This window comes from Kitasatospora sp. Ki12 (assembly GCF_054601375.1).
In genome coordinates this window covers 936,568-959,473 of the sequence record NZ_BAAIHT010000003.1, presented here as the reverse complement: position 1 = coordinate 959,473, position 22,906 = coordinate 936,568, and the positions used below count along the sequence as shown (strand labels likewise).

The 22,906-nt window shown below is 74.8% G+C and carries 22 protein-coding genes; 11 read left to right on the top strand and 11 right to left on the bottom strand.

Annotated features, from left to right (window positions below; translation table 11 throughout):
- Positions 1-212: 212 nt before the first annotated feature.
- Complete coding sequence (locus ACYP53_RS34815; RefSeq protein ID WP_189917644.1) at positions 213-437, top strand: heavy-metal-associated domain-containing protein; 225 nt, start codon at positions 213-215, stop codon at positions 435-437.
- A 66-nt stretch (positions 438-503) separates the two neighbouring features.
- On the opposite strand, the gene ACYP53_RS34810 is transcribed toward ACYP53_RS34815, so the two are convergent.
- Positions 504-1,076 carry a DinB family protein gene (locus ACYP53_RS34810; RefSeq protein WP_189917645.1) on the bottom strand — a complete coding sequence of 191 codons (573 nt, stop codon included), beginning with the start codon at positions 1,074-1,076 and terminating at the stop codon, positions 504-506.
- A gap of 100 nt (positions 1,077-1,176) precedes the next feature.
- On the opposite strand from ACYP53_RS34810, the gene ACYP53_RS34805 reads away from it, so the two are divergent.
- A complete protein-coding gene (locus tag ACYP53_RS34805; protein WP_459650407.1) occupies positions 1,177-2,172 on the top strand; it encodes a helix-turn-helix transcriptional regulator in 996 nt (331 codons plus the stop codon).
- Positions 2,173-2,270: 98 nt separating this feature from the next.
- Here ACYP53_RS34805 and ACYP53_RS34800 read toward each other — a convergent pair whose 3' ends face one another.
- Entirely contained in the window at positions 2,271-3,605 is a 1,335-nt protein-coding gene (locus ACYP53_RS34800; RefSeq protein WP_189917649.1) for an aminotransferase-like domain-containing protein, read from the bottom strand.
- A 157-nt stretch (positions 3,606-3,762) separates the two neighbouring features.
- On the opposite strand from ACYP53_RS34800, the gene ACYP53_RS34795 reads away from it, so the two are divergent.
- Positions 3,763-4,539, top strand: a complete 777-nt coding sequence (locus tag ACYP53_RS34795) for a crotonase/enoyl-CoA hydratase family protein (RefSeq protein ID WP_189917651.1) — start codon at positions 3,763-3,765, stop codon at positions 4,537-4,539.
- Between the two features lie 79 nt (positions 4,540-4,618).
- On the opposite strand, the gene ACYP53_RS34790 is transcribed toward ACYP53_RS34795, so the two are convergent.
- Entirely contained in the window at positions 4,619-5,554 is a 936-nt protein-coding gene (locus ACYP53_RS34790; RefSeq protein ID WP_189917653.1) for a LysR family transcriptional regulator, read from the bottom strand.
- 242 nt (positions 5,555-5,796) lie between these two features.
- On the opposite strand from ACYP53_RS34790, the gene ACYP53_RS34785 reads away from it, so the two are divergent.
- Together ACYP53_RS34785 and ACYP53_RS34780 are read left to right on the top strand one after the other, a co-directional pair.
- Positions 5,797-6,366: an SRPBCC family protein gene (locus ACYP53_RS34785; RefSeq protein WP_189917655.1), complete on the top strand. Its 570-nt coding sequence runs from the start codon at positions 5,797-5,799 to the stop codon at positions 6,364-6,366.
- Positions 6,367-6,437: 71 nt separating this feature from the next.
- The gene (locus ACYP53_RS34780) at positions 6,438-6,830 is read left to right on the top strand and encodes a hypothetical protein (RefSeq protein ID WP_459650406.1); all 393 of its coding nucleotides are present in this window, start codon (positions 6,438-6,440) and stop codon (positions 6,828-6,830) included.
- A gap of 41 nt (positions 6,831-6,871) precedes the next feature.
- Here the strand turns inward: ACYP53_RS34780 and ACYP53_RS34775 are convergent, their stop codons facing one another.
- Together ACYP53_RS34775 and ACYP53_RS34770 are read right to left on the bottom strand one after the other, a co-directional pair.
- On the bottom strand, positions 6,872-9,331 hold the full coding sequence (locus ACYP53_RS34775) for an FtsX-like permease family protein (protein ID WP_459650405.1): 2,460 nt from the start codon (positions 9,329-9,331) through the stop codon (positions 6,872-6,874).
- Positions 9,325-10,245, bottom strand: coding sequence for an ABC transporter ATP-binding protein (locus ACYP53_RS34770; protein ID WP_459650404.1), 921 nt, complete (start codon positions 10,243-10,245; stop codon positions 9,325-9,327). The genes ACYP53_RS34775 and ACYP53_RS34770 overlap by 7 nt, the downstream gene beginning before the upstream one ends.
- Positions 10,246-10,403: 158 nt before the next feature.
- Here ACYP53_RS34770 and ACYP53_RS34765 point away from each other — a divergent pair, with 158 nt between their 5' ends.
- Together ACYP53_RS34765 and ACYP53_RS34760 are read left to right on the top strand one after the other, a co-directional pair.
- Positions 10,404-11,627, top strand: a complete 1,224-nt coding sequence (locus tag ACYP53_RS34765; protein WP_459650403.1) for a sensor histidine kinase — start codon at positions 10,404-10,406, stop codon at positions 11,625-11,627.
- A complete protein-coding gene (locus ACYP53_RS34760; RefSeq protein WP_459650402.1) occupies positions 11,609-12,262 on the top strand; it encodes a response regulator transcription factor in 654 nt (217 codons plus the stop codon). The genes ACYP53_RS34765 and ACYP53_RS34760 overlap by 19 nt, the downstream gene beginning before the upstream one ends.
- 85 nt (positions 12,263-12,347) lie before the next feature.
- Here the strand turns inward: ACYP53_RS34760 and ACYP53_RS34755 are convergent, their stop codons facing one another.
- The 5 genes from ACYP53_RS34755 to ACYP53_RS34735 form a co-directional block, all read right to left on the bottom strand.
- The gene (locus ACYP53_RS34755; RefSeq protein WP_189917659.1) at positions 12,348-12,839 is read right to left on the bottom strand and encodes an HPP family protein; all 492 of its coding nucleotides are present in this window, start codon (positions 12,837-12,839) and stop codon (positions 12,348-12,350) included.
- 311 nt (positions 12,840-13,150) lie between these two features.
- On the bottom strand, positions 13,151-14,554 hold the full coding sequence (locus tag ACYP53_RS34750) for an erythromycin esterase family protein (protein WP_459650401.1): 1,404 nt from the start codon (positions 14,552-14,554) through the stop codon (positions 13,151-13,153).
- A gap of 240 nt (positions 14,555-14,794) precedes the next feature.
- Entirely contained in the window at positions 14,795-15,094 is a 300-nt protein-coding gene (locus ACYP53_RS34745; RefSeq protein ID WP_189917663.1) for a hypothetical protein, read from the bottom strand.
- Between the two features lie 145 nt (positions 15,095-15,239).
- Positions 15,240-16,877 (bottom strand): amidohydrolase, encoded by a 1,638-nt coding sequence (locus ACYP53_RS34740; protein WP_459650400.1) that lies wholly within the window; start codon positions 16,875-16,877, stop codon positions 15,240-15,242.
- An 84-nt stretch (positions 16,878-16,961) separates the two neighbouring features.
- The gene (locus ACYP53_RS34735) at positions 16,962-17,660 is read right to left on the bottom strand and encodes a TetR/AcrR family transcriptional regulator (protein ID WP_459650399.1); all 699 of its coding nucleotides are present in this window, start codon (positions 17,658-17,660) and stop codon (positions 16,962-16,964) included.
- 71 nt (positions 17,661-17,731) lie between these two features.
- Between ACYP53_RS34735 and ACYP53_RS34730 the strand changes: the two genes are divergently transcribed.
- The 4 genes from ACYP53_RS34730 (at position 17,732) to ACYP53_RS34715 (ending at position 22,446) form a co-directional block, all read left to right on the top strand.
- Positions 17,732-19,240 (top strand): purine-cytosine permease family protein, encoded by a 1,509-nt coding sequence (locus tag ACYP53_RS34730; RefSeq protein ID WP_459650398.1) that lies wholly within the window; start codon positions 17,732-17,734, stop codon positions 19,238-19,240.
- Between the two features lie 268 nt (positions 19,241-19,508).
- A complete protein-coding gene (locus tag ACYP53_RS34725; RefSeq protein ID WP_459650397.1) occupies positions 19,509-20,747 on the top strand; it encodes a glycosyltransferase in 1,239 nt (412 codons plus the stop codon).
- 294 nt (positions 20,748-21,041) lie between these two features.
- Entirely contained in the window at positions 21,042-21,752 is a 711-nt protein-coding gene (locus ACYP53_RS34720) for a DUF6461 domain-containing protein (RefSeq protein ID WP_459650396.1), read from the top strand.
- Positions 21,753-22,074: 322 nt separating this feature from the next.
- Positions 22,075-22,446, top strand: a complete 372-nt coding sequence (locus ACYP53_RS34715) for a hypothetical protein (RefSeq protein WP_189917675.1) — start codon at positions 22,075-22,077, stop codon at positions 22,444-22,446.
- A 32-nt stretch (positions 22,447-22,478) separates the two neighbouring features.
- On the opposite strand, the gene ACYP53_RS34710 is transcribed toward ACYP53_RS34715, so the two are convergent.
- Positions 22,479-22,898: a MazG-like family protein gene (locus ACYP53_RS34710; RefSeq protein WP_459650395.1), complete on the bottom strand. Its 420-nt coding sequence runs from the start codon at positions 22,896-22,898 to the stop codon at positions 22,479-22,481.
- Positions 22,899-22,906: the final 8 nt, after the last annotated feature.

The following is a 22,906-nucleotide window of genomic DNA, read 5'->3' as shown; positions in this document are numbered from 1 at the left end:
GGCCCCTGTCGGACGCGGGGCCCGGCCGGTTCCCGGAACCGCTCGATGGTGTCACCCGTGCGGCGTGTCCCTGGGGCCGGGGCCCGGATTGGGGTGTCGTGGTGCGGGTCGATCCGTTTCACGGTTGCCGTCGGGGTGCCTGCTGAGGTGCCTGTCGGGGTGCCGTTGGAACGTGACCGGAATGCCATCGGAATGCCATGGGAGGCACCGTCATGTCCATCACCGCCGTCACCACCGTCCTCGCCGTCGACGGGATGAGCTGCGGCCACTGCGAGCGGACGGTCGCCGCCGCCCTGTCCGCGCTGCCGGGCGTCAGCGAGGTCGTCGCCGACGCGCCGAGCGGGCGGGTCACCGTGGCGTCCGAGCGGCCCCTGGACGAGGACGCCGCCCGCGGCGCCGTCGACGGGGCCGGGTTCACGCTGGTCGGGCGGGGCTGAGGCCCGGGGGCGGGGCGGGGCGGGTCCGTCGGTGGTCGTCGGCGGACCCGCCCCCGCCCGTCCGGCTCAGCCCATCGTCTTCGCGCCGTCCAGGGCCTCGCGGATGATGTCGGCGTGGCCCGCGTGCTGGGAGGTCTCGGCGATCACGTGCAGCAGCACCCGGCGGGCCGACCAGCGGGCGTCCGCCTGGAACCAGGGGGCCTTCGGCAGCGGGTGCGCGACGTCCAGGTCGGGGAGGGTGACCACCAGCTCGTCGGTGCGGCGCGCCACCTCCTCGTACGCGGCCAGGACGCCGGCCAGCGTCTCTCCGGGCAGCATCCGGTACTCGTCGGCGCGGCGGGCGAGGTCGGCCTCGGTCCAGTTGCTGAAGTCGGGCATCGCGGACGGGCCCTCCAGGATGAAGTCCGCCCAGAGCCGCTCCATCGAGGTCACGTGCTTGATCAGACCGCCCACGCACAGCTCGCTCGTCGTGGTCCGCAGGCCGGCCTGCTCGTCGGTGAGGTCACGGGCGGTGAAGCGCAGGAAGTAGCGGTGCTTGGCCAGCGCCTCCAGGAAGTCCGCGCGCTCCCCGGTGATGTGCGTCGGCACGGCGTCGGAGGTGGCGGTGACGACGCTGCTCGCGGCGTTGGTGGTGGTCATGATTCAGGCCTTCCGTTCGGTTCCTGCTCCCTCGGACAAGAACAACGCTACGGGCCATAGCGGTCACTTCCTGTCCTGAATGCGCGGCAGAATCGGAGGCATGGCGAACACCAGCTCCAGAACGCTGCGACTGCTCTCCCTGCTCCAGACCCACCGGTACTGGCCCGGCGAGGAACTGGCCGACCGGCTCGGCGTCTCCGTCCGCACCCTGCGCCGCGACATCGACCGGCTGCGCGAACTCGGCTACCCCGTCGAGGCGCAGCGCGGCGTCGAGGGCGGCTACCAGCTGGCGGCGGGCGCGGCACTGCCGCCGCTGGTCATCGACGACGAGGAGGCGGTGGCGCTCGCGGTCGGCCTGCAGGCGGCGGCGGAGAGCCCGGTGGAGGGCGTGGGCGAGGCCTCGGTGCGGGTGCTGGCGAAGGTGGTCCAGGTGATGCCGGCCCGGCTGCGCCGCCGGGTGGAGGCACTGCGGGCGGTCACCGTCCCGGTGGACTGGGGCACCCGGGCGGGTGCGGGCGTCGACCCGGACGTCCTCACCGTGGTCGCCCTCTCCTGCCGGGACGGCGAACGGCTGCGGTTCGCGTACACCGCCGCCGACGGGCGCGGCACCGAGCGGCACGTCGAACCGCACCGGCTGGTCAGCCTCAACCGCCGCTGGTACCTCGTCGCCTACGACCTCGACCGCGCCGACTGGCGCAGCTTCCGCCTCGACCGGCTGACCGCCCCGCAGGGCAGCGGCGCCCGCTTCGCGCCGCGCACCCTCCCGGCCGCCGACGCGGCGGAGTTCGTCCGGGCCGGGCTGAACCACGTGCCCCGGCCGCACCGGGTGGAGGCGCTGGTCGCCGCGCCCGCCGACGTCGTCCACGCCCGGGTCGGCCGCTGGGGCACGGTCGAGCCCGCCGGCCCCGGCCGCTGCCGGCTCGTCATGACCGCAGATTCCCTCGACTGGCCCGCGATGGCCCTGGGCTCCCTGGGCGCGGAGTTCGAGGTGGTCGAGCCGCCCGAGCTGCGCACGCTGCTGGCGGACTGGAGCTCCCGCTTCGCACGGGCCGTCGGGGAGGGCGGGGAGGGGGCGGCTGTGGGGCGGCTGGAGTAGCTGGAGTAGGAAGTCGGGCAGGTCGACTTTTGGTGCGGCGTCGGGGGCCTTTCGGGAGAAATATGCAGACCGGTCTACTGATTCGATGGGGGCGGGCGTTACGGGGCGATGGCGTCCAGGGTGGCGCGTAGGTGGGTGAGGGCGGCGGGGAGGTCGGCTAGTGGGGGTGTGGCGAGGGCGAGGCGGATGGCGTTGGGGTGGTGCGGGGTGGTGGCGAACGCGTCGGCGGTGGAGATCAGGATGCCCTCGGTGGCGAGCGCGGCGGCCACGTGGTCGGGGCGCTGGTGGGGTTCGAGGGTGAGCCAGACGATGTACGAGGCGGGGTGGGCGGTGGTGGCCAGTCCGGCGAGGGCGGTGCGGGCGAGGGTCTGGCGGGCGGCGGCGTCGGTGCGGCGCTCGTGCTCCAGGCGGGCGACCGTGCCGTCGGCGAGCCAGCCGGTGGCGAGCGCGGTGATCAGGCCCGGCGTGCCCCAGGCCGCCGTGCGCAGCTGGGTGGTCGCGGCCCGCAGCAGCCGGTCGGGCAGGACGGCGAAGCCGAACCGCAGCCCCGGCGCCACGTTCTTCGACAGGCCGGCCACGTAACAGGTGTGCTCGGGGGCGAGGGCGTGCAGGGGCTGGGGTGGCGCGGTCTCCAGGAAGGCGTAGGTGCCGTCCTCGATCAGCGTGCAGCCGTGGGTGGTGGCGAGGGCGGCCAGGCGCTCGCGCCGTGCCTGGTCGAGCACCCAGCCGAGCGGGTTGTGGACGGTCGGCATGGTGTACACCGCGCGTACCGGGCGGGCGTGGCAGAGCCGGTCGAGCGCGTCGAGGTCCGGGCCCGCGGGCGTGACCGGGACGGGCGCCAGGTCGAGCCCGTGCGCGGCGGCGAGCAGCTTGATGCCGGGGTAGCTGAGCGCGTCGACCGCCAGGACGTCCCCGGGGTGGGTGAGGGTGCGCAGCACGCAGTCCAGCGCCTGCTGGGCGCCGTTGGTCAGCAGGACGTTCTCCGGCGCGGTGTCGATCCCGCGGTCCAGCAGGTAGGTGGCGACGGTCGCCCGGTCGTGCCGGTGGCCGCCCGGCGGGTGCTGGTGCAGCAGGGACTCGGCGTCGCCGGAGGCGGCGAGGGTGCGCAGGGCCTGCCGCAGCAGGTCGCCCTGGCCGGGGGTGAGCGGCTGGTTGAAGGAGAGGTCCGCTACCCGGGGCACCGGGAGCGTGCGGGAGGGTTCGAGGCCGTCGTAGCCGGCCCGCTGCCGGACGAAGGTGCCCCGGCCCTGCTCGCCCACCACCAGTCCGGCGGCGGCCAGTTCGGCGTAGACCCGGGTGGCGGTGGCGAGGGCGACCCGCCGCTCGCGGGCGAGGGAGCGGTGGGTCGGCAGCCGGGTGCCGGCCGGGAGCGCGCCGGAGCGGATCGCCGCCGCGTACTCGTCGACGATGGCCTTGTAGGAGGGCGGTCGCACGGGTCACCTGCCGTTCCGGGGTGTCGTGGGTGCCGGGAGTGTATCCAGGACAATAAGTGGATTGTCCTGGACGGGTGTTCCTAACCTCGGAGGTGTCCGGCGGAAGGCCGGGGCAAGGCAGGGTCCGGAACAGAGGCCGGGAACGGAGCGCGCGTCCATGACCATCCGCAGCGAGCGGGACCAGCACGTCGTCACCCTCACCATCGACCGGGAGGCGAAGCTCAACGCCCTCGACTACCCGACGATCGACGCGCTGCTCGCCGAGCTGGACCGGATCGACGCCGACGACACCGTCCGCGCCGTGATCCTGACCGGCGCCGGGCAGCGGGCGTTCAGCGCGGGCGCCGACATCCCGTCCCTGGCCGCCAGCGTCGCCGGCGGGCCCGAGCGGGCGCTGCGCGAGTTCGTCCGGCGCGGCCACACGCTCACCCGGCGGATCGAGGAGTTCCCCAAGCCGGTCATCGTCGCGGTCAACGGCTTGGCGTACGGCGGTGGTTGCGAGGTGACGGAGGCGGCGCCGCTGGCCGTCGCCGCCGAGCACGCCACCTTCGCCAAGCCGGAGATCTCGCTCGGCTTCCCGCCGCCCTTCGGCGGATCGCAGCGGCTGCCGCGCCACGTGGGCCGAAAGCGCGGACTGGAACTGATCCTCACCGGCGACCCGGTCCCGGCCGCCCGGGCGGCCGAGCTCGGCCTGGTCAACTCGGTCGTCCCGGCGGCTGAACTGCTGGACGCGGCCCGGGATCTGGCCGACCGCATCATCCGGCACGCCCCCACCGCGGTGGCCGCGTGCCTGCGCGCCGTCACCCGGGGCATCAACCTCCCGATCGACGAGGGGCTCGCGGTGGAGGCCGCGGCCTTCGCCGCGACCGTGCCCACCGAGGGCGTCCGGGACGGGCTGCGGCGCTTCCTGGACCGTACGGCCGACGCCCGCTGAGGCGGCCGCCGGTCCTGCGTCGTCCCTGTTGGTGAACGAGGCTGATCGGAAGGGAAGTTGGCGGATCGATCGGGGGGGATCAGGGTCCGTCCGGTCGATCCGACGGTTGATTCGACGGGAGGGTGACCTCGGCGCCGCAGTGGGCGGCGACCGTGTCGGCGAAGGCGCGGGCGAGCGGGCCGAGGCTGTCCCAGTCCCGGACGGCCCAGCCGGCGGTGAGGGCGGGCAGGTCGGGGAACGGGAGCAGCCGCAGCGCGGGGTGGCCCGGGCCGCGCCACTGCGGCAGGACGGGCACGATGGCGTGGCCGAGCCCGAGTTCGGCCAGCAGGATCGCGGTGTCCCAGTCCGCGACGCTGGTGTCGAAGACCGGTCGGATGCCTGACTTCCCCAGCCAGGCGTCGAGTTGGGAGCGGGCCACGGAGTTCGGCGGCAGCCCGATCAGCCGGGCGTCCTGCAGGTCGGCGGGCTCGATGCGGGCCCGGGCGGCGAGCGGGTCGCCCGCCGCGACGGCCAGCACCCACGGCAGGTCGACGACCGGCCGCTGCTCGATGCCGCGGACCGGGGAGCCGAGGGTGATCCAGGCGAGGTCCGCCCGGCCGGCGGTGAGCGACTCCAGACAGCTGCGGCTGGAGACCTCGGTCTGGAACTCCAGGCTGACCTGCGGGAAGCGCCGTCGGAAGGCCACCACGGCCTCGGACATGAAGTGCCGGACGCTGGTGGCACCGGTGGTGATCCGCACGGATCCGCCCTCGCCGCGCGCGAGTTCGGCGATCCGGTGCAGCGCGTGGTCGATGCCGCCGAGCCCGGTGGCGACGGCCGCCTGGAGCAGTCTGCCCGCCACGGTGGGCACGACCCCGCGCGGATGCCGCTCGATCAGCGAGAGCCCGAGCTCCCGCTCCAGCCGCTTGACGTGCTGGCTGACCGCGGACTGGGTGCAGTGGAGGTCGCGGGCGACGGCGCTGAGCGAGCCGGCCCGGCAGACCGCGGCGAACACGCGGAGGTCTTCGATGGTCACGGTGGCCCAAGATATCGCGGACACCCAAGGAATCACTTGGACCTGCCCCAGCAAACCGGCGGATTGACTTGGGGGTTCGCCGGGCTCGATCATCGATTCCGGGCCCAGGGCGGCAACCCGCCCGCTGTCCTCGCGGCGTTCCGGACGCCGAGGCGGGGGCACGGGCGGGTGTCGACCCACGACTGATCCGCTGATCCGCAGGGATCCGCGACACGAACGACGTACACCACCGTGGGGGGAACGTGACGCGCTACGCCGACGGACCGGGGACGGTCTGTGAGATCTACGTCCAGGCGCCGGTCGAACGGGTGTGGGAGCTGGTGACCGACATCGCCCTGCCCGCCCGGCTCAGCCCGGAGCTCCACCGCGTCGCCTGGCTGGACGGCGCCGACGGCCCCGCGCCGGGCGCCCGCTTCGAGGGCCACAACAGCCGCCCGGGCATGCCCGACTGGCGGACGGTCTCCGAGGTCATCGAGCTGACCGGCGAGGCCGGGACGGCGGCCGAGGCCGGCCCGGCCGGCCCTCGCGCCTTCGCCTGGGCGGTGATGGACGCGGACGGCCGCTACGGCGAGCCGGTCGCCGAGGTGGCCGGCTCGCTGGCCCGGTGGCGCTTCGAGCTCGCCCCCGAGGACGGCGGCACCCGGCTGCGCCAGTCGGTGGAGATCGGCCCGGGCCGCAGCGGCATGAGCTCCTACATCGACGCCAAGCCGGAGGCCGAGGAGAAGATCGTCGAGTTCCGGCTCGGCGAACTGCGCACGGGCATGACGGCCACCCTCGAAGGCGTCAAGTCGCTGGCGGAGCAGGCAGGGTAGGCAAGGCAGACAAGGAAGGCAGGGCAGGCGGAGTAGCGCGACCCGCCGGGCTTCGCGGAAGGAGCGGCGCGGTGGCGCGCGTCACGTGGGCGGGCTCGGAGGTCCGCTGGGTGGGGCGGCTCGGTCGGCTGCTCGCCGTGGAGCGCGAGGTGGACGGTCGGCTGATCCTGCGGATCGACGACTGGTCCACGGTGGTGGACGAGTGGACCGCCGTCCACCACCGCACCGGGCCGCTGCGCCACCGCATCGTGGTCCGGCAGCCCGGCCGGTTCCCGGTCGAGTTCCGCTACCGGCTGCGGTGGGCTGCTCAGTTGGCCCCGCTGTGGGAGGCCACCCACGACCTGTGGTCGGCCGAGGCCGACGACCCGGGGCTGGACCTCGTCGCCCTGCTCGGCGGCACGGACGACCGGGTACGGACGACCGGGTGTGAACGACGGCCGGGTGTGAACGACGGCCGGGGGTGACCGGGGACGACCGGGGGTGACCGGTGCCGGGCGGTCGGTCCTCAGCCGCTCGCCCGGGCACCGGTGCGGCGCAGCGCCAGCCGGGCCGGGAGCACACCGGCCGTCAGGGCGAGGGCCAGGCAGACGCCGACGGTCAGCGCCGCGGTGGACCACGGCAGGTCGAGCTCGACCCGGGTGCCGAGCTGGGCCGAGAGGCCGGAGCGGAGGCCGACCAGGGTGACCAGTGCGACGGCCAGGCCGAGCGCGGTGCCGATGCCGACGGACAGCGCCGACTCGGCGGCGACGACCCCCAGCACCTGGCGGCGGGTCGCGCCGGACAGCCGCAGCACGGCGAGGTCCGCGGCCCGTTCGGCGGTCGCCATCAGCAGGGTGTTGGCGATGGCGAGGCAGGTGTAGCCGAGCGACATGCCGATCAGGATGACCAGGAAGATCCGCACCAGCCGGTCGTCCTCGGAGTCGGTGCGGGCGGCGTACTCGGCGGTGCTCGACGACCGCGCGCCGAGCGGGCCGAGGGCGGTCGGCCAACCGGCGTCGGTGCCGGTTTCGGCGTCGGCGTCGGCCGAGTAGACGACCGGGGTGAGCGCCGAGGGGTCGTGGGCCCGGACGGTCTCGGTGGTCAGCAGCACGCTCGCGGTGGTGGAGTCGTCGGTGACCTCGGCGACGACGGCCAGCTCCACCGTCCGTCCGTCCTCGAAGGTGACCGGGACGCTGCGGCCGGTGGTCCAGCCCAGCCGGCGTGCCGTGGCGGCCCTGACCACCATGGTGTTCGCGCCCGTGAACCCCTCTAGGGAACCGGAGGTGACGGTCATTCGGGTGCGTGCCCGGTGGAACGCGGTCCCGCTGATCCCGACCGCGCCGACGTGGTCGGTGCCACCGGCGTAGAGCTGGGTGGGCAGCAGCCAGGCGGCGCCCGGCACCGCGGCGACGGCGGCGTCCGACAGCCCGGGCGTGCCCTGCGGGGTGACCACCGTGGTGGCCTTCTGCCGAACGGTCTCCTCCAGCGCGTAGCCGGTCGCCCGCAGCTGGAACAGTCCCGAGATCAGCACCGCGAAGCCGACTGTGACCAGGACCGGCGCGGCGGTCGAGGCCGTGCGCCGGACCGCGGTCAGCGCGCTCTCCCGGGCCACCAGAGCGGTGGCACCGCGCAGTCCGGACAGCGGCCACCAGACGGCGCGGACGATCGGCGGGACGATCGCGGGCGCGACCAGGGTGAGCCCGACGATCAGTGCCATGGCCGCGTAGAGGGCATTGTTGATCATGCTGTCGGACTCGCTCCCGGCCGCGACCACCACCAGGCCGAGTCCGAGTGCTCCGCAGACACCCCCGGCGATCCACCGCCCGCGGGTCATCGGCCGCTGCTCGACGGCGGCCTCGCGCAGCGCCTCCAGCGGGGCGGTCCGGGCCGCCCGGCGGGACGCCGACCAGACGCCCAGCAGCGCGACCACCAGGCCGAGCGCGAACGCGCCGAGCAGCGGCAGCGCCCGGAAGCGTACGGCGAAGCCCGCCGGCTCCAGGCCGCCCTCGACCAGCAGCGCGCCGAGCACGGGCGCCAGCAACGCGCCGAGCGCCGCACCCGTGCCGCCGGCCAGGACCCCCACGCCGAGCGACTCGGCGTACACCAGCCGCCGGATCTGGCGCGGGGTGGCGCCGACGGTGCGCAGCAGGCCGAACTCGCGCCGCCGCTGGACGACCGCGAAGGCGAAGGTGGAGGCGACCACGAACACCGAGACGAAGACGGTCAGTCCGGCCATCGCGACCAGGATCTGCATCCCGATCCAGCGGGTCCGCTCGGTGCTCCCGGCCTCCAGCCGGGCGAGCGCGTCGCCGTGCAGCACCGTCCCGTCACCGCCCACGACGGCGGCCGCTGCGGCGGCGACGGCGGAGACGTCGGCGTCCGGTGCGGTGACCAGTCCGATCACCCGGACACCCGGGGCGAGCGCCTCGGCGGCCGCGTCGGAGAGGTAGAAGGCCGGCGAGTCGACGGTGCCGGAGACGGTGTACCCGGCCGGTCCGGTCGCGGTCAGCAGGGTGACCGGGGAGCCGGGTGGCAGGCCGAGCGAGGTGTCCAGGACGACCTGGCGCGCGTCGGCCGGGGCGCTGCCCGCCACCAGCCGCTCGGGGCCGAACGCGGCGCCGGACCAGGCGTGCCCGCGCGGCTCCGGGCCCGGGTCTGCGGCGGGCCGGCCGTCGATCACGGCCTGGACGTAGAACGCGCGGTCCGGCACGGCCCGTGCCACGCCCGGGACGCTGCCGAGCGCCCGTACCAGCTCGTCGGCGCGCTGCGGGGACCAGGGCCGGCTCGGGGTGAAGGTGCCGTCGGACTGGTCGACGGCCGGGCTCCGCACCACCACCCGGGTGGCGGCGTAACGGCGGGGCGCCTCGGGCTCGGCGGAGGCGAGCACCAAGGCGGTCATGGCCAGGATCGTCACACCCAGGCCGAGCGCGACGAAGGTGCCGAGGAAGGACACCCAGCGGGCCCGGACGGTGGCGGGGCTCAGCACGCCGGCACCTCCGGCGTCTCCGGTACCTCCGGCGTCTCCGGTACCTCAGATACCTCTGGCACCTTCGGCATCCCCGGTACCTCCAGGGCGGCCATCCGGCCGGCGATGACTGCGGCCTCGGTACGGCCGAGCAGCCGCTCCACGATCCGGCCGTCGGCGAGCAGCAGCACCCGGTCGGCGTAGGAGGCGGCCGCCGGGTCGTGGGTCACCATGATCACGGTCTGCCCGTGGCGGTCGACCAGGCCGCGCAGCAGGGCGAGCACCTCGTGCGAGGTCCGGGTGTCCAGGGCACCGGTCGGCTCGTCGGCGAACAGCACGGCGGGCCGGGTGATCAGGGCCCGGGCGATCGCCACGCGCTGCTGCTCGCCGCCGGAGAGTTCGGTCGGCCGGTGCCGCCCGCGGTGGGCGAGCCCGACCTCGGCGAGCGCGGCGGTGAGCCGGGCCCCGGCCGGGCGGCGCCCGGCCAGCCGCAGCGGGAGCGCCACGTTCTGCTCGGCCGTCAGCGCGGACACCAGGTTGAAGGCCTGGAAGACGAAGCCGACCCGCTCGCGGCGCAGCAGGGTCAGCCCGGTCTCGTCCAGGCCGGCGAGATCGGTGCCGTCGATGGTGACCGTGCCGCCGGAGACCCGGTCCAGGCCGGCCGCGCAGTGCAGCAGCGTCGACTTGCCGGAGCCGGAGGGGCCCATCACGGCGGTGAAGCTGCCGCGGGGAAAGGCGACGGTGACGTCGTCCAGCGCGGTCACGGTGCTCGGGCCGGTGCCGTAGCGCTTGGTGACGGAGCGGAGGTGGACCGCGGCAGCGGTGCGGTCGACGGGCTCGGCGGCGTCGGTCGGCTCGGCGGCGTCGGTCGGGTCGGTTGGGTCGGGCCCGTGGGGCGGAGCGGCCGCCCGGGTCGGCTCGGTGGGGTTCGTCATGCTGCCAAGGCAACCGCTCGGCCGCGGGCGGGCGCAGGGGTGTTGGGGCGAGACCCGAGGTAGAGCCAGCACCCCTGCGGCGGCCGGTGCGGGCGGGCTAGGGTCAGTTGTCGATCTCCCGAAGGCGGGGGTTCGACGACGGACCGGGGGGTCGCAGGGTGATCGTTCGCAACACGCTGGAGGCCCTGGCGCAGCGGCCGTTGGCGTTCCTCGGATCCTCGTGGCCCTGGCGGTCGTTGGGCTTCCTGCTCGCGGGGGCCGCCGTGGGCGCCGGGGCCTTGGGGCTGGCGGCGCTGCTGGTGCTGCTGTGGGGCGGGCTGGGGCCCGGGGCGGTGGCGGTGCTGCTGCCGCCGGTGGCCGTGGCCGGGCTGGCCGCCGCCGGGTACGAGCGGTGGCGGTTGCGGCTGGTGACGCCCGTACGGGCCGCCGCCGCGCCGGAGCCGGCCCCGGCCGGGGCGTGGGCGCGGCTTCGCGAGCTGGTCCGGGCGCCCGGGACGCTGCGCGACCTCGGCTACGGCCTGGTGTCGCTGCTGCTGCTCTGGTGGATCGACCTCGGGCTGACCGCCGTCGGCCTCGGAGCCCCGCTGTTCCTGCTGACCGCGCCGCTGCAGCCCACCGCGAACCCCGCCGTCTCCTGGCTCGGGCCGCTCGCCGGGCTGGTCCTGGTCCCGGTCGCCGCCTATCCGGTGGCGGCCTGGGCCGGGGTACGGGCGGTGACCGCGCAGGCCGTCCTGGAGCCGGCCGAGTCCGAACTGACCAGGGTGGTGGCCTCCCGCGCCCGGCTGGTGGACGCCTACGAGGTGGAGCGGCGGCGGATCGAGCGCGACCTGCACGACGGAGCCCAGCAGCGGCTGGTCTCACTGTCCGTCAAACTCGGCCTGGCCGGCCTCGACCTGCCCGAGGAGTCGGCCGGCGGGCGGCAGGTCCGGGAGGCCCAGCAGGAGGTGAAGCTGGCCCTGCGGGAACTGCGCGAACTGATCCACGACATCCACCCGCAGGTCCTCACCGACCGGGGCCTGGAACCGGCGGTGCGGGACGTCGCGGGCCGCTCGGCGGTGCCGGTGGACGTCGACATCGAGCTCCCCGGGCGGCCGCCCGCGCCGATCGAGGCCGCCGCCTACTTCGTGGTCTGCGAGGCCCTGGCCAACGTGGTCAAGCACAGCGGCGCCGGGCGGGCCTCGGTGCGCGGCCGGGCGGCGGCGGGCGGACTGGTGCTGGAGATCCGGGACGACGGGGCCGGAGGTGCCGACACGGCCGCCGGGACCGGCCTGCTGGGCATCACCGACCGCCTCGCCGTGATCGACGGCACCCTGTCCCTGCGGTCCCCGGCCGGCGGGCCGACCGTTCTGCGAGTGGAGATCCCGTGCAAGCACTTCGCCTAGTCATCGCCGAGGACTCGGTGCTCCTGCGGGAGGGGCTGGTCTCCCTGCTGGAACGGTTCGGGCACACCGTGGCCGCCGCCGTCGGCGACGCGCCGTCGCTGATCGAGGCCGTCCGGGTCCACCGGCCGGACGCCGTGATCGTCGACGTCCGGATGCCCCCGGACAACACCGACGACGGCCTGCGCGCGGCCCGCCGGCTGCGCGCCGAGGACCCGCGCCTGCCCGTCCTGGTGCTCAGCCAGTACGTGTCGCAGGGGTACACCTCGGAGCTGATCGCCTCCAGCGATCAGGGCGCGGGCACGGGGTACCTGCTCAAGGACCGGATCGGCGAGGTGCAGGACTTCGTCTCCGCCCTCGCCAGCGTCGTCGCGGGCGGCACGGTCGTCGACCCGGAGGTGGTCCGCCAGCTGCTGACCCGCCGTCACGACCCGCTCCAGCGGCTGAGCCCCAAGGAACTCGAGGTCCTGGGACTGATCGCCGAGGGCCGCTCCAACGCCGCCATCGCCCGGCGGCTGGTGGTCACGGAGGCCACGGTGTCCAAGCGGATCGCGAGCATCTTCACCAAGCTCGACCTGCCCCAGGCGCCGGACGACCACCGGCGGGTGCTGGCGGTGCTCACGTACCTGGGGTCCTGAGGGCCCGGGGCTCGGCGGCCGCCGGGGTTCACCGGGAACAGCCGGGGACAGCCGGGGAGCGGTTGCCAGGGCGGTTCGTCGGCGGTCACCAGGACAGCGGGTAGCGGACCGGGTGGCCGCCGATCCGGCCGGGGAGCAGGCCGATGAGGACCAGGAGGGTGGTGGCCAGCACGAGCAGGGGGAGGAACGGCACCGGATGCGGCGCCTGCAGGACCACGATGACGGCGGTGGCCGCCGCCGGGGAGTGCGAGAGGTGGGTGAGCATCATCGCGCCCAGTGAGAGCCCGGCGGCGATGGCCGCTCCCCAGGCGGTGCTGCCGGTGACGGCGAGGGTGGCGAAGCCGATCAGGGCCGACATCAGCTGACCGCCGACCAGGTTGCGCGGCTGGGAGATCGGCAGGCCGGGCGCCCCGTGCACCAGGGCCGCGCTGGCGGCCAACGGGGGGATCAGCAACGGTTGGTGGAGCACGACGCCGACCGCGGCCAGCAGGAGCAGGGCGCCGATGGCGAAGACAGTGGCCCGCAGGACGTGCAGCGGGTGCGGCCTGGGCGTGGCGGCGGACGGTGGCGTGGGCATGCGCGAGTGCTCCGGATGGGGGACGGGGACTCGGAGATGATAAACAGACTGTTGAGTGAAAGGTAGGACGTTTTGCCTCCCGGGCACATTCGTCCCCACCCGAGGAACGAGAGCGAGCCGGATCGACGGCACCCGGGCGGTGCGGGCCCATGTGGACGTGGCGCCCGCGTACGGGCCGGCCGGGGTCACCGGGCTCGCCGAGGTGCGCGAGCGGCTGGCCGGGGTGCTGGACGTCCAGCTGGTGGCCTTCCCGCAGCACGGGGTGAGCGGCACCTTTGGCCCGGGCGGGCCCGGCCGGCCGTTCGCGCAGCTCAGAGGCGGTGGGCGGCGGTCGTCCGGTGGAGGTGGACGAGGGCGTCGTAGGCCCCGCCGATCGCCAGGGTGGGCAGGGGGTCCCGCTCGAACACCGTCCCGGCGTCGTACGTCGGGCGGGCGGTGTCCAGCCAGGCGCGGGTGGCCGGCGGGACCGAGCGCAGGTCGAGGTAGTAGTCGCGGTGCCGGACCCGGTCCAGGGTGTGCTCGGCCATGCCCGGGGCGGCCGGCGGAACGGTGACCGTCTTCCAGTCGGGGGCGAGCGGGGCGTCCTTGGTGAGGAAGGATCCCTGGCCGAAGGTGACGCCGATGGCGCGGTAGCCCGCGCCGAGGGCGTCGCGCAGGTAGGAGCCCTGGGTCCTGGGGTACAGCTCGGGGTGGGCGGTCCGGTAGCCGACGTGGCCGTTGTGCGCCGAGAGCAGTACCTTGCCGCCGGTGCGGCGCTGCCACCAGAGGGTGTTGTCGGTCATCGCCCGGTCGCGGAGGTTCTGCTTCTCGGCGACGTCGGCCGGGTCGTCGAGGTTGATGCCGGTGAACTCGAAGGTCCGGGCGATGGACCGGGCGTGCTGCAGGGCCCACTCGTACGCCTCGCCTCCCTCGCCCCCGGCCTCGGTGACCAGGGCCAGGGACTGCCGCGCCAGTTCGGCCCTGCGGCGGCGCTCGGCGAGCGGTGTGGTGGTCAGGTACGCGATGGCGTCCTCGAACGGGCGCAGTTCGGCGTACAGCCGTTCCAGGCGCGGCAGCGAAGCGGGGGCGGCTGCGCGTACGTAGGAAGTCACCCGGTCGAAGAGCTGGTCGCCGATCCCGGGGATGTTCACGTCGTCGCCGACGAAGTGGACCGGACGCTGCGGGTGTTCGCGGTTGTAGCCGCGCATCCAGGCGATGAGGTCGGCGAACTCCTCTCGGTGCCACGGGGATTGGGCGAACACCTGGTCGGCGATCCGCCGGGCGTCACCCCCGGTGCGGCCCTGGATGTAGTCGTCGATCCGCAGGCCCGCCGACCAACTGGTCTCCAGCGCGAAGGCGGTGAAGCCCTCCTCCTCGACGAGGTAGCGCAGGACCCGGTGCTTCATGGTGAAGAACTCATGGGTGCCGTGGGTGGCCTCGCCGAGCCCGACCACCGTGGCGTCGCCGATCATCGTGCCCAGGGCCCGCAGGTCGGTGTTCCGGCCGCCGGGGTCGGTGGACCGCAGAGGACGGGCAAGGGTGTTCAATTCGCTGATGACGGAGGCTGTCTGACGATCCGTCACAGCGTCGGCAGCAGGCTCCGATCGGTCGGCCGGCGGTGCTGCCGCGGTTGTCGCCGCCGCTTCGGTGGCCGGGGCCAGCAGGGCGGTGGTGGCGACGGCCGCCGTGGCGGCCAGCAGGGACCGTCGGCCGACGGGCGTGCTGCGTACGGTCATTCTCGACTGCTCCTCGACTCGGTGACATCGGCGGGCGGCGGCGGGCGCCGGCGGGAAATCGTTCGCCGGCGAACGCCGTAGACGAATCGTCGATCACCGAGGGGCTGTTGCGCGCTGAGGACACCCGCCGGGTCGGGGCGGGGGATAACCCCCTGGGCGACCCGGCCGGTCGTGGCGTCAGGGCTGCCGGGATCAGCCGGGATCCACCGGGATCAGGTTGGAGGGATCAGGTTGGAGGGGTCAGGTCGAGTGGACGAACTGCTGGTAGCAGGCGACGTCGTACTGGGACGGCGCGCCCGCGTTGCTGTAGGCCTGGCCGCCCTTGCCGCCGTTCGGTTGGCTGCCGAAGCCCGGCTCGTCGAAGGGGGAGCCGGGGGAGGAAGCCGTGTGGCCCGGGGCGTGTCCGCCGGCCGCCAGGAAGTCCTGGCAGGTCTGGTTCGGTGGCCCCGGCTGGTTCGGGGTGGGGTTCGCGAACGCCGCGGACGCGCCACCCAGGCAGAGGAGTCCGGCGAGCAGCCCGGTGGCTGCGGTGCGGAGCATCGTGTCTCCTCGGTCGGGCACGTACGCGGGACCGGGCGGCCCCGCGCCCCCGTTCAGGGGTACGCGGCGGGGCCGCCCGGTGTTCAGCCGGGGGAGGGCGTGGCCTGGTCCGGCCCGTCAGCGCGAGCCGGTCAGAGCGCGACGGTCAGAGTGAGTCGGCCCGGTGGGTGGGCCGCCCGTCGAGGACCGTGAGCAGGACGGGGAGGCCGGCGAGTTCGGTGGCCGGGGTGGTGAGCGGGTCGGCGGCCAGCACGGTGAGGTCCGCGCGGTGGCCGACCGTGATCCGGCCCGCCGACTGCTCCTCGCCGGCCGCCTGGGCGGCGTTGACGGTCATCGCCCGCAGTGCCTCCAGGGCGGTGAGCGCCTGGCCGGGGTTGTGCGGGGGCCGGTCGAGGTCGCGGGTGGGACGGCGGTGGCGGGCGCCCGCCATCACCCCCAGCGGAGGGTAGGGCGCGATCGGCCAGTCCGAGCCGAGGACGACGGTGGCGCCCGCGTCCCACAGGTCGCGGCAGCGCCAGGCGCGGTCGGCCCGCTCCTCGCCGAGGCGGCGCGACCAGTTGTCGGTGTGGTCGGCCCGGGTGAAGTCGCAGCAGTGGGTGGGCTGCATGGACGCCGTCACGCCCAGCTCGGCGAAGCGCCGGACGACCTCGTCGGGGACGGTCTCGATGTGCTCGATCCGGTGCCGGACGGCCGGCGCTCCGCCGAGCGGCGGGTTCCCGCCCGCGGCCCGCTCGATCGAGTCGAGGGCGTGCCGGACGGCGGCGTCGCCGATGGCGTGGGTGGCGGTCGGCACACCGGCCCGGTGCAGCTCCCGGATGACGTGGGTGTAGTGCGCCGGGTCCGGCCAGAAGGCGTGGGTGGACTCGCCGTGGCAGTCCGGGCGTTCCAGCCAGGCGGTGCCGTTGTCGATGGTGCCGTCCATGAACAGCTTGACGCCGGCCACCCGCCAGAGCAGCCCGCCCCGGCCCTGCCGGTCGACCAGCGAGCGCAGGCCGTCCGCGTCCACGCCGGGCTGGCACCAGGGGGCGACCCGCAGGCGCAGCGGCAGCTCGCCGGCCTCGTCCAGCTCGGCGTAGAGGTCGAGGCTGTCACCGTTGGCGTCCATCGCGTGGCCGCCGGTGAGGCCGGTGGCGGCCATGGCGCGCAGGGCGGTGGCGAGGCGCTCGCGGCGCTCGGCGCGGGTGGGCTGCGGGGCGGCGCGCTCGACCAGCTCGCAGGCGGCGTCCTCCAGCAACAGGCCGGTGGGGCGGCCGTCGGCGTCGCAGACCACCTCGGCGGCCTGGTCGAAGCTGCGCGGGCCGTCCACTCCGGCCAGCTCCAGGGCGCGCGGGCTGGCGAGCATGGAGTGGGCGTCGAAGAGCTGGAGCAGGGCCGGGACGCCGTCCAGGACGGGCGCGAGCGCGGCGGACCCGATCGGGCGGTCGCCGAAGACGTTCGGGTCCAGGCCCCAGGCGTGCAGCCACGCGCCGCGGTCGAGGCGGTGGACCTCGGCGGCGAGGGCGGCACGGACGGAGTCCAGGTCGGTGCAGCCGGAGAGGTCCAGGCCGTGGGTGAGCTCGGCGCCGGTGACCGGGTGCAGGTGGCCGTCCACCAGGCCGGGGGTGACCACGGCGCCCTTGAGATCGATCACCGTCGTTGCGGGGTCGGCGAGTTCGCGGATCGTGCGGTCGTCTCCGAGGGCGGCGATCCGGCCGTCCGTGACGGCGAGCGCGGTCTGCGGGAGGAAGCCTCCGGATGCGGGGTCGAGCAGACGGGCGGAGAGGAGGACGAGGGAGGTGCGCACTTCGGCTCCAGCGGTGGTGCGGGGCGGGGGTGGTGTGGGGTCAGGACGGCTCGGCGGCGGGCTCCGTGGTGGGGGCTTCGGGCTCTACAGCGGGGCGGCGGGCTCCGCGGCGGGGGATGCGAGGGTCGTGGCGGTGCCGGGTTCCCCGGTGGCCGCGGGGGTCGCCAGTGCGCCGTCGGGCAGGCCCAGTTCGCGCTCCGCGGTGGCGGCGGCGAGCCGGGTGACGGTGGCCGGGTGGTTGCCCAGCCCGGTGTTGGCGTGGCCGGCCAGGCCGTCGATCACCACGAGGATCCGGACCGCCGCCAGCACCGGGTCCTCGGTGCGGAACTCGCCCCGCTCGACCCCGGTGGCGATCACGCCGCTGAGCCGGCCGCGCCAGTCCTTCTCCTGGTCGAGCACCCGGTCGCGGAGGACGGGGCGGTACCGGCTGAGGTGGCGGGCGTTGAGCCAGAGCCGGCTCATGTCGTCGTAGGCCGGGCCGGTGGTGCGGGCGAAGAAGCGGGCGAGGTGCTCCTGCGGGGACCCGTCCCGGGGGCCGACGGGCAGCAGCGTCTCCAGTTCGGCGGTGGCGGCGCTGCCGAAGGCTTCGGCGACGAGGTCCTCCACGGCGGGGAAGTAGTGGCTGATCAGGCCGGGCCGGACGTCGAGCTGCTCGGCGATCCGGCGCAGGGTGATGCACTCCAGCCCCTCGGTGAGGGCGACCTCGGCGGCGGCTCCGACGATCTCGGCCCGTCGGTCATCGGGGGACTTGCGAACCCTTTTGCGCTGAACGCTTGACGTCATGTGACGGATGCTATTGAGTGTGCGACCAATAAGCAAGCAGGTGGGCACGACACCCCCATGGAGGGCCCCCAATGGCGTCCACGCTCCCGGACCACCCCCACACGTCCCCCGACCTCTCCTCGCCCGTCGCAGCCCCACACGCTGCGGCCCCGCACCTCGCAAACCCGCACGTCACAGCCCCGCACGCCGAAGCCCCGCCCGCTGCGGCCCCGCCCCAGCAGGAAAGGGGCGGGCGGGTCGAGGTCCACGGCATCGACCACATCCCCGAGACCGAGCGGCGCGGCCGGGCCCGCGAGCTCTTCTCCGTCTGGGCGGCGGCCAACGTCAACTACCTCAACCTGGTGGTCGGCGGCGCGCTCGTGCTCACCGGACTCAGCCTCCCGCAGGCCTTCGCGGTGGTCGTGGTCGGCAACCTGTGCTGGCTCGGCACCGGCCTGCTCGCCGTCTCCGGACCGGCCGCCGGCGCACCCAGCGAGGTCATCACCCGCGCGATGTACGGCGTGCGCGGCAACCGCGCGAACAACGCGGTCACCGGCTGGATGATCTCCGTCTGCTACTTCGCGCTGAACCTCGCCGCGGCCGCTGTCGCCGCCTTCTCGCTGGCCGAGTGGGCGGGCCTCACCCCGACCACCCCGATCAAGGTCGCCATCGTGATCGCGATCGTCGTGGTCACCCTCACCATCAGCGTGTACGGCCACGCCGTGATCGTCCGGCTCTACCTGCCGATCACCCTCGCGCTCGCCGCGGCCTTCGCCGTCGTCGGCTACGCGATCGTCCGGCACGCCGACTTCGGCTGGACCCAGCCCGAACCGCTCACCGGCGGCCGGCTCTGGGCGGCCGTCCTGGCGGGCGTCACCCTGATCGCCTCCGGTCCGCTCTCGTACACCACCAGTGCCGACTTCTCCCGCTACCTGCCCGCGACCACCTCCCCACGGGCGGTCCTCGGCTGGACCGCCCTCGGTGGCTTCCTGCCCAGCGTCGTGGTCGGCGGCCTCGGGGTACTCGGCGCCACCGCCGTCGACATGACCGACCCGCAGGCCGCCCTGCAGCGGATCCTGCCCGGGTGGTTCAACCCGGTCTTCCTGCTCTCCCTGGTCGTCGGCACCATCGCCGTCAACGCGCTCACCGCCTACAGCGCCGGCCTCGCCCTGCAGGCCGTCGGCATCCGCATCCGCCGCACCCTCAGCGTGCTGGTGGACGGCGCGGTCGCGGTCGCTCTCACCCTGTACGCGCTGCTGGTCTCCAACTTCCTCGACACCGTCAGCAACGTCCTCCAGCTGACCGTCGTCCTGCTCGGGCCGAGCACCGCGATCTACGCCGTCGACATCCTGCTGCGCCGCAACCGCTACGACGGACACGCCCTCGGCGACGAGAGCCCCGGCAGCCCCTTCTGGTACCGCGCGGGCGTCAACCCCGCCGGTGCCCTCGCCCTCCTGGGTGGCGTGGTGAGCGCGGCCCTCTGCGTCGACACCCTCTACACGGGCCCGGTGGCCGCGCTGACCGGCGTCGACCTGGCGCTGCCGGTGGGCACGACCGTGGCGGCGGCCCTGTACGCCCTGCTGATGCGCCGCCGGGCCTGAGGCGGGGCGTGCCGGGGGCGTGCGGCGGAGCGGCTGGGTGGTGCGTGGTGGTGGCCGGGAACGACGACGGGCCGAAGCGGAACCGAAAAGGAACCCGAAAAGGGGTCCGAAAGGGATTCGAAAGAGGCCCGAAAAAGAAAACGGCACGGAGAACACTCTCCCTGCCACTACCAAGCTATACCGCACCCGGGGGCTTGCGGCAAGGCCCCCCTCGTCCCGCAGAATCGACGGCCTGAAGGCCTTGACCTGCGGAAACGGGAGTCGTGAAATGCGCGTTTTGTTGACGACATGGGGATCGCGCGGGGATGTCGAACCGCTGGCCGGACTGGCGGCGGCACTGCGGGGGCTCGGCGCCGAGGTGCGGGTCGCCGCTCCGCCGGACCAGGAGTTCGTCGACCTGCTGGCCCGGGTCGGAGTGCCGCTGGTGCCGCTCGGCCCGACGGTGCGCTCGGTGGTGGCCGGACCGAAGCCGCCCACGGCGCAGGACGCGTTCCGGCTCGCCCCCGCGCTGGTCGACGCCCGGTTCGAGGTGCTCACCGCGGCGGCCGAGGACTGCGACCTGATCCTGGCGACCGGCCTGATGCCGGCCGGCGCCCGGGACGTGGCCGAACACCTCGGCCTCCAGTACGTGTTCGCGTGCTTCCACATCTTCGGACTGCCCTCGCGGCACTTCCGCCCCGGCTCGCGGCCGGGCACGCCGTCCCCGCAGGACGAGACCGACCACCGGGTGCTGTGGGAGCAGGACGCCCAGCGGGTGAACGGGCTGTACGGCGAGGCGCTCAACCGCAACCGGGCGGAGCTCGGCCTGCCGCCGGTGGACAACGTCCGCGACCACGTGTTCGCCGACCGGCCGTGGCTGGCCGCGGACCCGACGCTCTGCCCGTCCCGGGGCATGACGGAGCTCGACCCGCTGCAGACCGGGGCGTGGATCCTGCCCGACGATCGCCCGCTGCCGGCCGATCTGGAGGCGTTCCTGCAGGCCGGCGAGCCGCCCGTGTACGTGGGCTTCGGCAGCATGGCCACGCACGCCCCGGCGGACATCGCCCGGATCGCGCTCGAAGCGGCCCGGGCACACGGCCGCCGGCTGGTCCTCGCCCGCGGCTGGGCCGGCCTGGACGCGGTCGACGACCGGGACGACTGTCTGGTCGTCGGCGAGGTCAACCAGCAGGCGCTGTTCCGCCGGGTGGCCGCCGTCGTCCACCACGGTGGCGCGGGCACCACGACGACGGCAGCCGTGGCCGGCGCGCCCCAGGTGGTCGTCCCCCGGATCGCCGACCAGCCCTACTGGGCCGTCCGCGTGGCCGAGTTGGGCATCGGCGCCGCCCACCTCGACCCCACGCCGACCGTCGACTCCCTGTCCGCCGCGCTCGCCACCGCCCTGGCGCCCAAGACCGCGACCTGGGCGCGGGCCGTGGCCGTCACCATCCGCACCGACGGAGCGACGGTGACCGCGAAGCGGCTGCTCGACCTGGTGGCGGGCGGGGAGCGGCGGCCCGGGCCGGCCTGAGCCGCCGGTATCGGTGCCGGGCGGTGGTGCCGGTGCTGGTGCTGGTGCTGGTGCCGTGCCGGTACTGGTGTCCGCAGTCGGCGTCCGCGCTGTGTGCCGCTGGAACGTCCTTGTGGGCTGGGTGAGTTCCGCTCGATGGTCCTCCTCCGGACGGCTGGTCGGGGATGGGTGTCGGCCGACGGCGGGCCGTGTTCCGGCACCGTTCCGGCGACCGGGCTCCGGCCGTCGGCGGCGTCGGTTAGGGTGCCCACCGGCGCGCCCGGTCACCGCAGGCCGGCGCGAGGGGAGGGCGCCATGACCGACGGCACGCGCAAGGCATCCGTGAGGGACGGCGACGGCATCCAGTGGCTCGCGGAGGTCGGCCGCCCCGGCACCGGCCCACAGGGAACGGGCGGGCCCGGCGCGGACGGTGAGATCGGCGGAGTGGTGTTCGCCCGGGGGGTCCCGCCCGAGGAACTCGCCCGCCGGATGGGCGCCGACCCGGCGGCCGGGACGACGCCGATCAGTGGCACCGAGATCCAGGACCTGGACATCGAGGTGTACCGGCCGAGCGACGACGGCGACGGCGTGATCCGGGTCGGCGAGTGCGGCGGCTGGTCGTTCGCGATCGAGTACGGCGACTCCACCGGCGGCGAACTGCTCACCGAGATAGCGCGCGACGGCGTCGAGGTCGTGCACTTCCGCCCGATGCCGGAGCAGCCGCCGGCACTGCTCGACTACGCCCACGACGGCGCCGTGCTGTGCGGCTTCGGCCTCGGCCAGGAACGCTGGCGCTGGGGCCAGGAGCCCGATCTGCTGGTGCCCGACCTGGTCGCCGCCGGCGTGCTGGAGGCGGACGGCGTCACCCCCTGCCACCCCGAGGGCGACGGCGGCGACGCTGCCCACCGCCGCACCCTCGGCGCCGTCGAGCGGCGCTTCGGACTCAGCCTGCCCCGCGCCGCCCTCGACGGACTGCGCCTGGCGGCGTACGCCGTCCGCGGCACCCCCGGGCTGGTCCCGCGGTGAGGCACGGGCGGCCACGCCGCCGGCGGGGACGGCGGTGCGGGCCACGGCGGTGACGGTCACGGCGAGCACCGCGAGCACAAGGGACATCACGGTCATGGCAGGGCTCCTTCCCGGGCCCCACCGGAGGGGCCCCGATGACCGTCATCCTTGCGCGCCACCCCTCCCCGCACATGTGCCGATCGGGAGGTTCCCCGGCCCGAACCCCCGCTGAGCCCCTGCCGATCGGCAGGGGCTCAGGCCCGCCCCGGCGCCGGCGCGGGTGGCGCACGTGCTGCCGGAAACCCGGATGTGCCGTCGGTTGCGCCGCGCCTAGGCTGCGGCCATGGAATTCTCCTCGGGGTGGGGTGTCGGCCCGGCCTTCGACGGTCGGGAGCCCGTCGTCGAGATCAGCGGTTCGGTGCCGACGGCACGCGATGCCCAGCAGGTCGCGGAGCTCCTGTTCGGGGCGGGCTGGCGGGTGCGCAAGCAGTCCTGGACGGAGTTCGAGGCCGAGCACACGTACGCCCGGTTGTCGGTGCTCCCGCTGGACCCGGTGGTCTTCACGGGGGAGATCGCGATCGACGGGATCACCGCGTTCGTCGAGACCTTCGGCCGGACCGGCCACCGGTGCACCATCGAGTTGTACGACCCGGACAGCGGCGAACTCCTCATCGAACGTCCGGTCCGTCCGGTCGGCCGTGGCCCAGGGTGCTGAGGAGGACCCACAGCGGGCGCGGAAGGGCAGGCCTAGGCGGACGTGTCCGGGGGACCGGCGGGGTGCCGGGGCCGCCAGGCGGCGAGGTGGGCGGTGAGGACGGCGGCCGGGTCGGGCGTGGTCTCGCGCAGGGCGACCATGGCCGCGGTGATCACGTCGCAGAGCTCGCCCTGGAGGTCGGCGACGGTGTGGCTGACGCCCTTGCGGGGGTTGGCGCCGAGGACGCCCAGCAGGGCCTCGGCGACCTCGCCGGCCTCCTCCTGGATCTTGACCACCTGGAGCGGCAGCAGCGGCTGCCCGATGAGCGCCCGGTGCCCGGAGAGGTGGCGGTGGACGGCGTCGACCACGGCCCAGTCGCCCGCGCGGGAGCCGGAGCCGATCCCGGAGCCGGAGCCGGAGTCGGCGTAGTCGGCGTGGCCGTTCCGGTCGGATGCGGTGGTGTCGTCGGTCAACTCGCCCT

Coding starts and splice junctions, on each gene's coding strand:
- ACYP53_RS34815 (WP_189917644.1), top strand. CDS start 213: ATGTCCATCACCGCCGTCACCACCGTCCTCGCCGTCGACGGGATGAGC.
- ACYP53_RS34810 (WP_189917645.1), bottom strand. CDS start 1,076: ATGACCACCACCAACGCCGCGAGCAGCGTCGTCACCGCCACCTCCGAC.
- ACYP53_RS34805 (WP_459650407.1), top strand. CDS start 1,177: ATGGCGAACACCAGCTCCAGAACGCTGCGACTGCTCTCCCTGCTCCAG.
- ACYP53_RS34795 (WP_189917651.1), top strand. CDS start 3,763: ATGACCATCCGCAGCGAGCGGGACCAGCACGTCGTCACCCTCACCATC.
- ACYP53_RS34770 (WP_459650404.1), bottom strand. CDS start 10,245: ATGACGAACCCCACCGAGCCGACCCGGGCGGCCGCTCCGCCCCACGGG.
- ACYP53_RS34755 (WP_189917659.1), bottom strand. CDS start 12,839: ATGCCCACGCCACCGTCCGCCGCCACGCCCAGGCCGCACCCGCTGCAC.
- ACYP53_RS34750 (WP_459650401.1), bottom strand. CDS start 14,554: ATGACCGTACGCAGCACGCCCGTCGGCCGACGGTCCCTGCTGGCCGCC.
- ACYP53_RS34745 (WP_189917663.1), bottom strand. CDS start 15,094: ATGCTCCGCACCGCAGCCACCGGGCTGCTCGCCGGACTCCTCTGCCTG.
- ACYP53_RS34735 (WP_459650399.1), bottom strand. CDS start 17,660: ATGACGTCAAGCGTTCAGCGCAAAAGGGTTCGCAAGTCCCCCGATGAC.
- ACYP53_RS34730 (WP_459650398.1), top strand. CDS start 17,732: ATGGCGTCCACGCTCCCGGACCACCCCCACACGTCCCCCGACCTCTCC.
- ACYP53_RS34725 (WP_459650397.1), top strand. CDS start 19,509: ATGCGCGTTTTGTTGACGACATGGGGATCGCGCGGGGATGTCGAACCG.
- ACYP53_RS34720 (WP_459650396.1), top strand. CDS start 21,042: ATGACCGACGGCACGCGCAAGGCATCCGTGAGGGACGGCGACGGCATC.
- ACYP53_RS34715 (WP_189917675.1), top strand. CDS start 22,075: ATGGAATTCTCCTCGGGGTGGGGTGTCGGCCCGGCCTTCGACGGTCGG.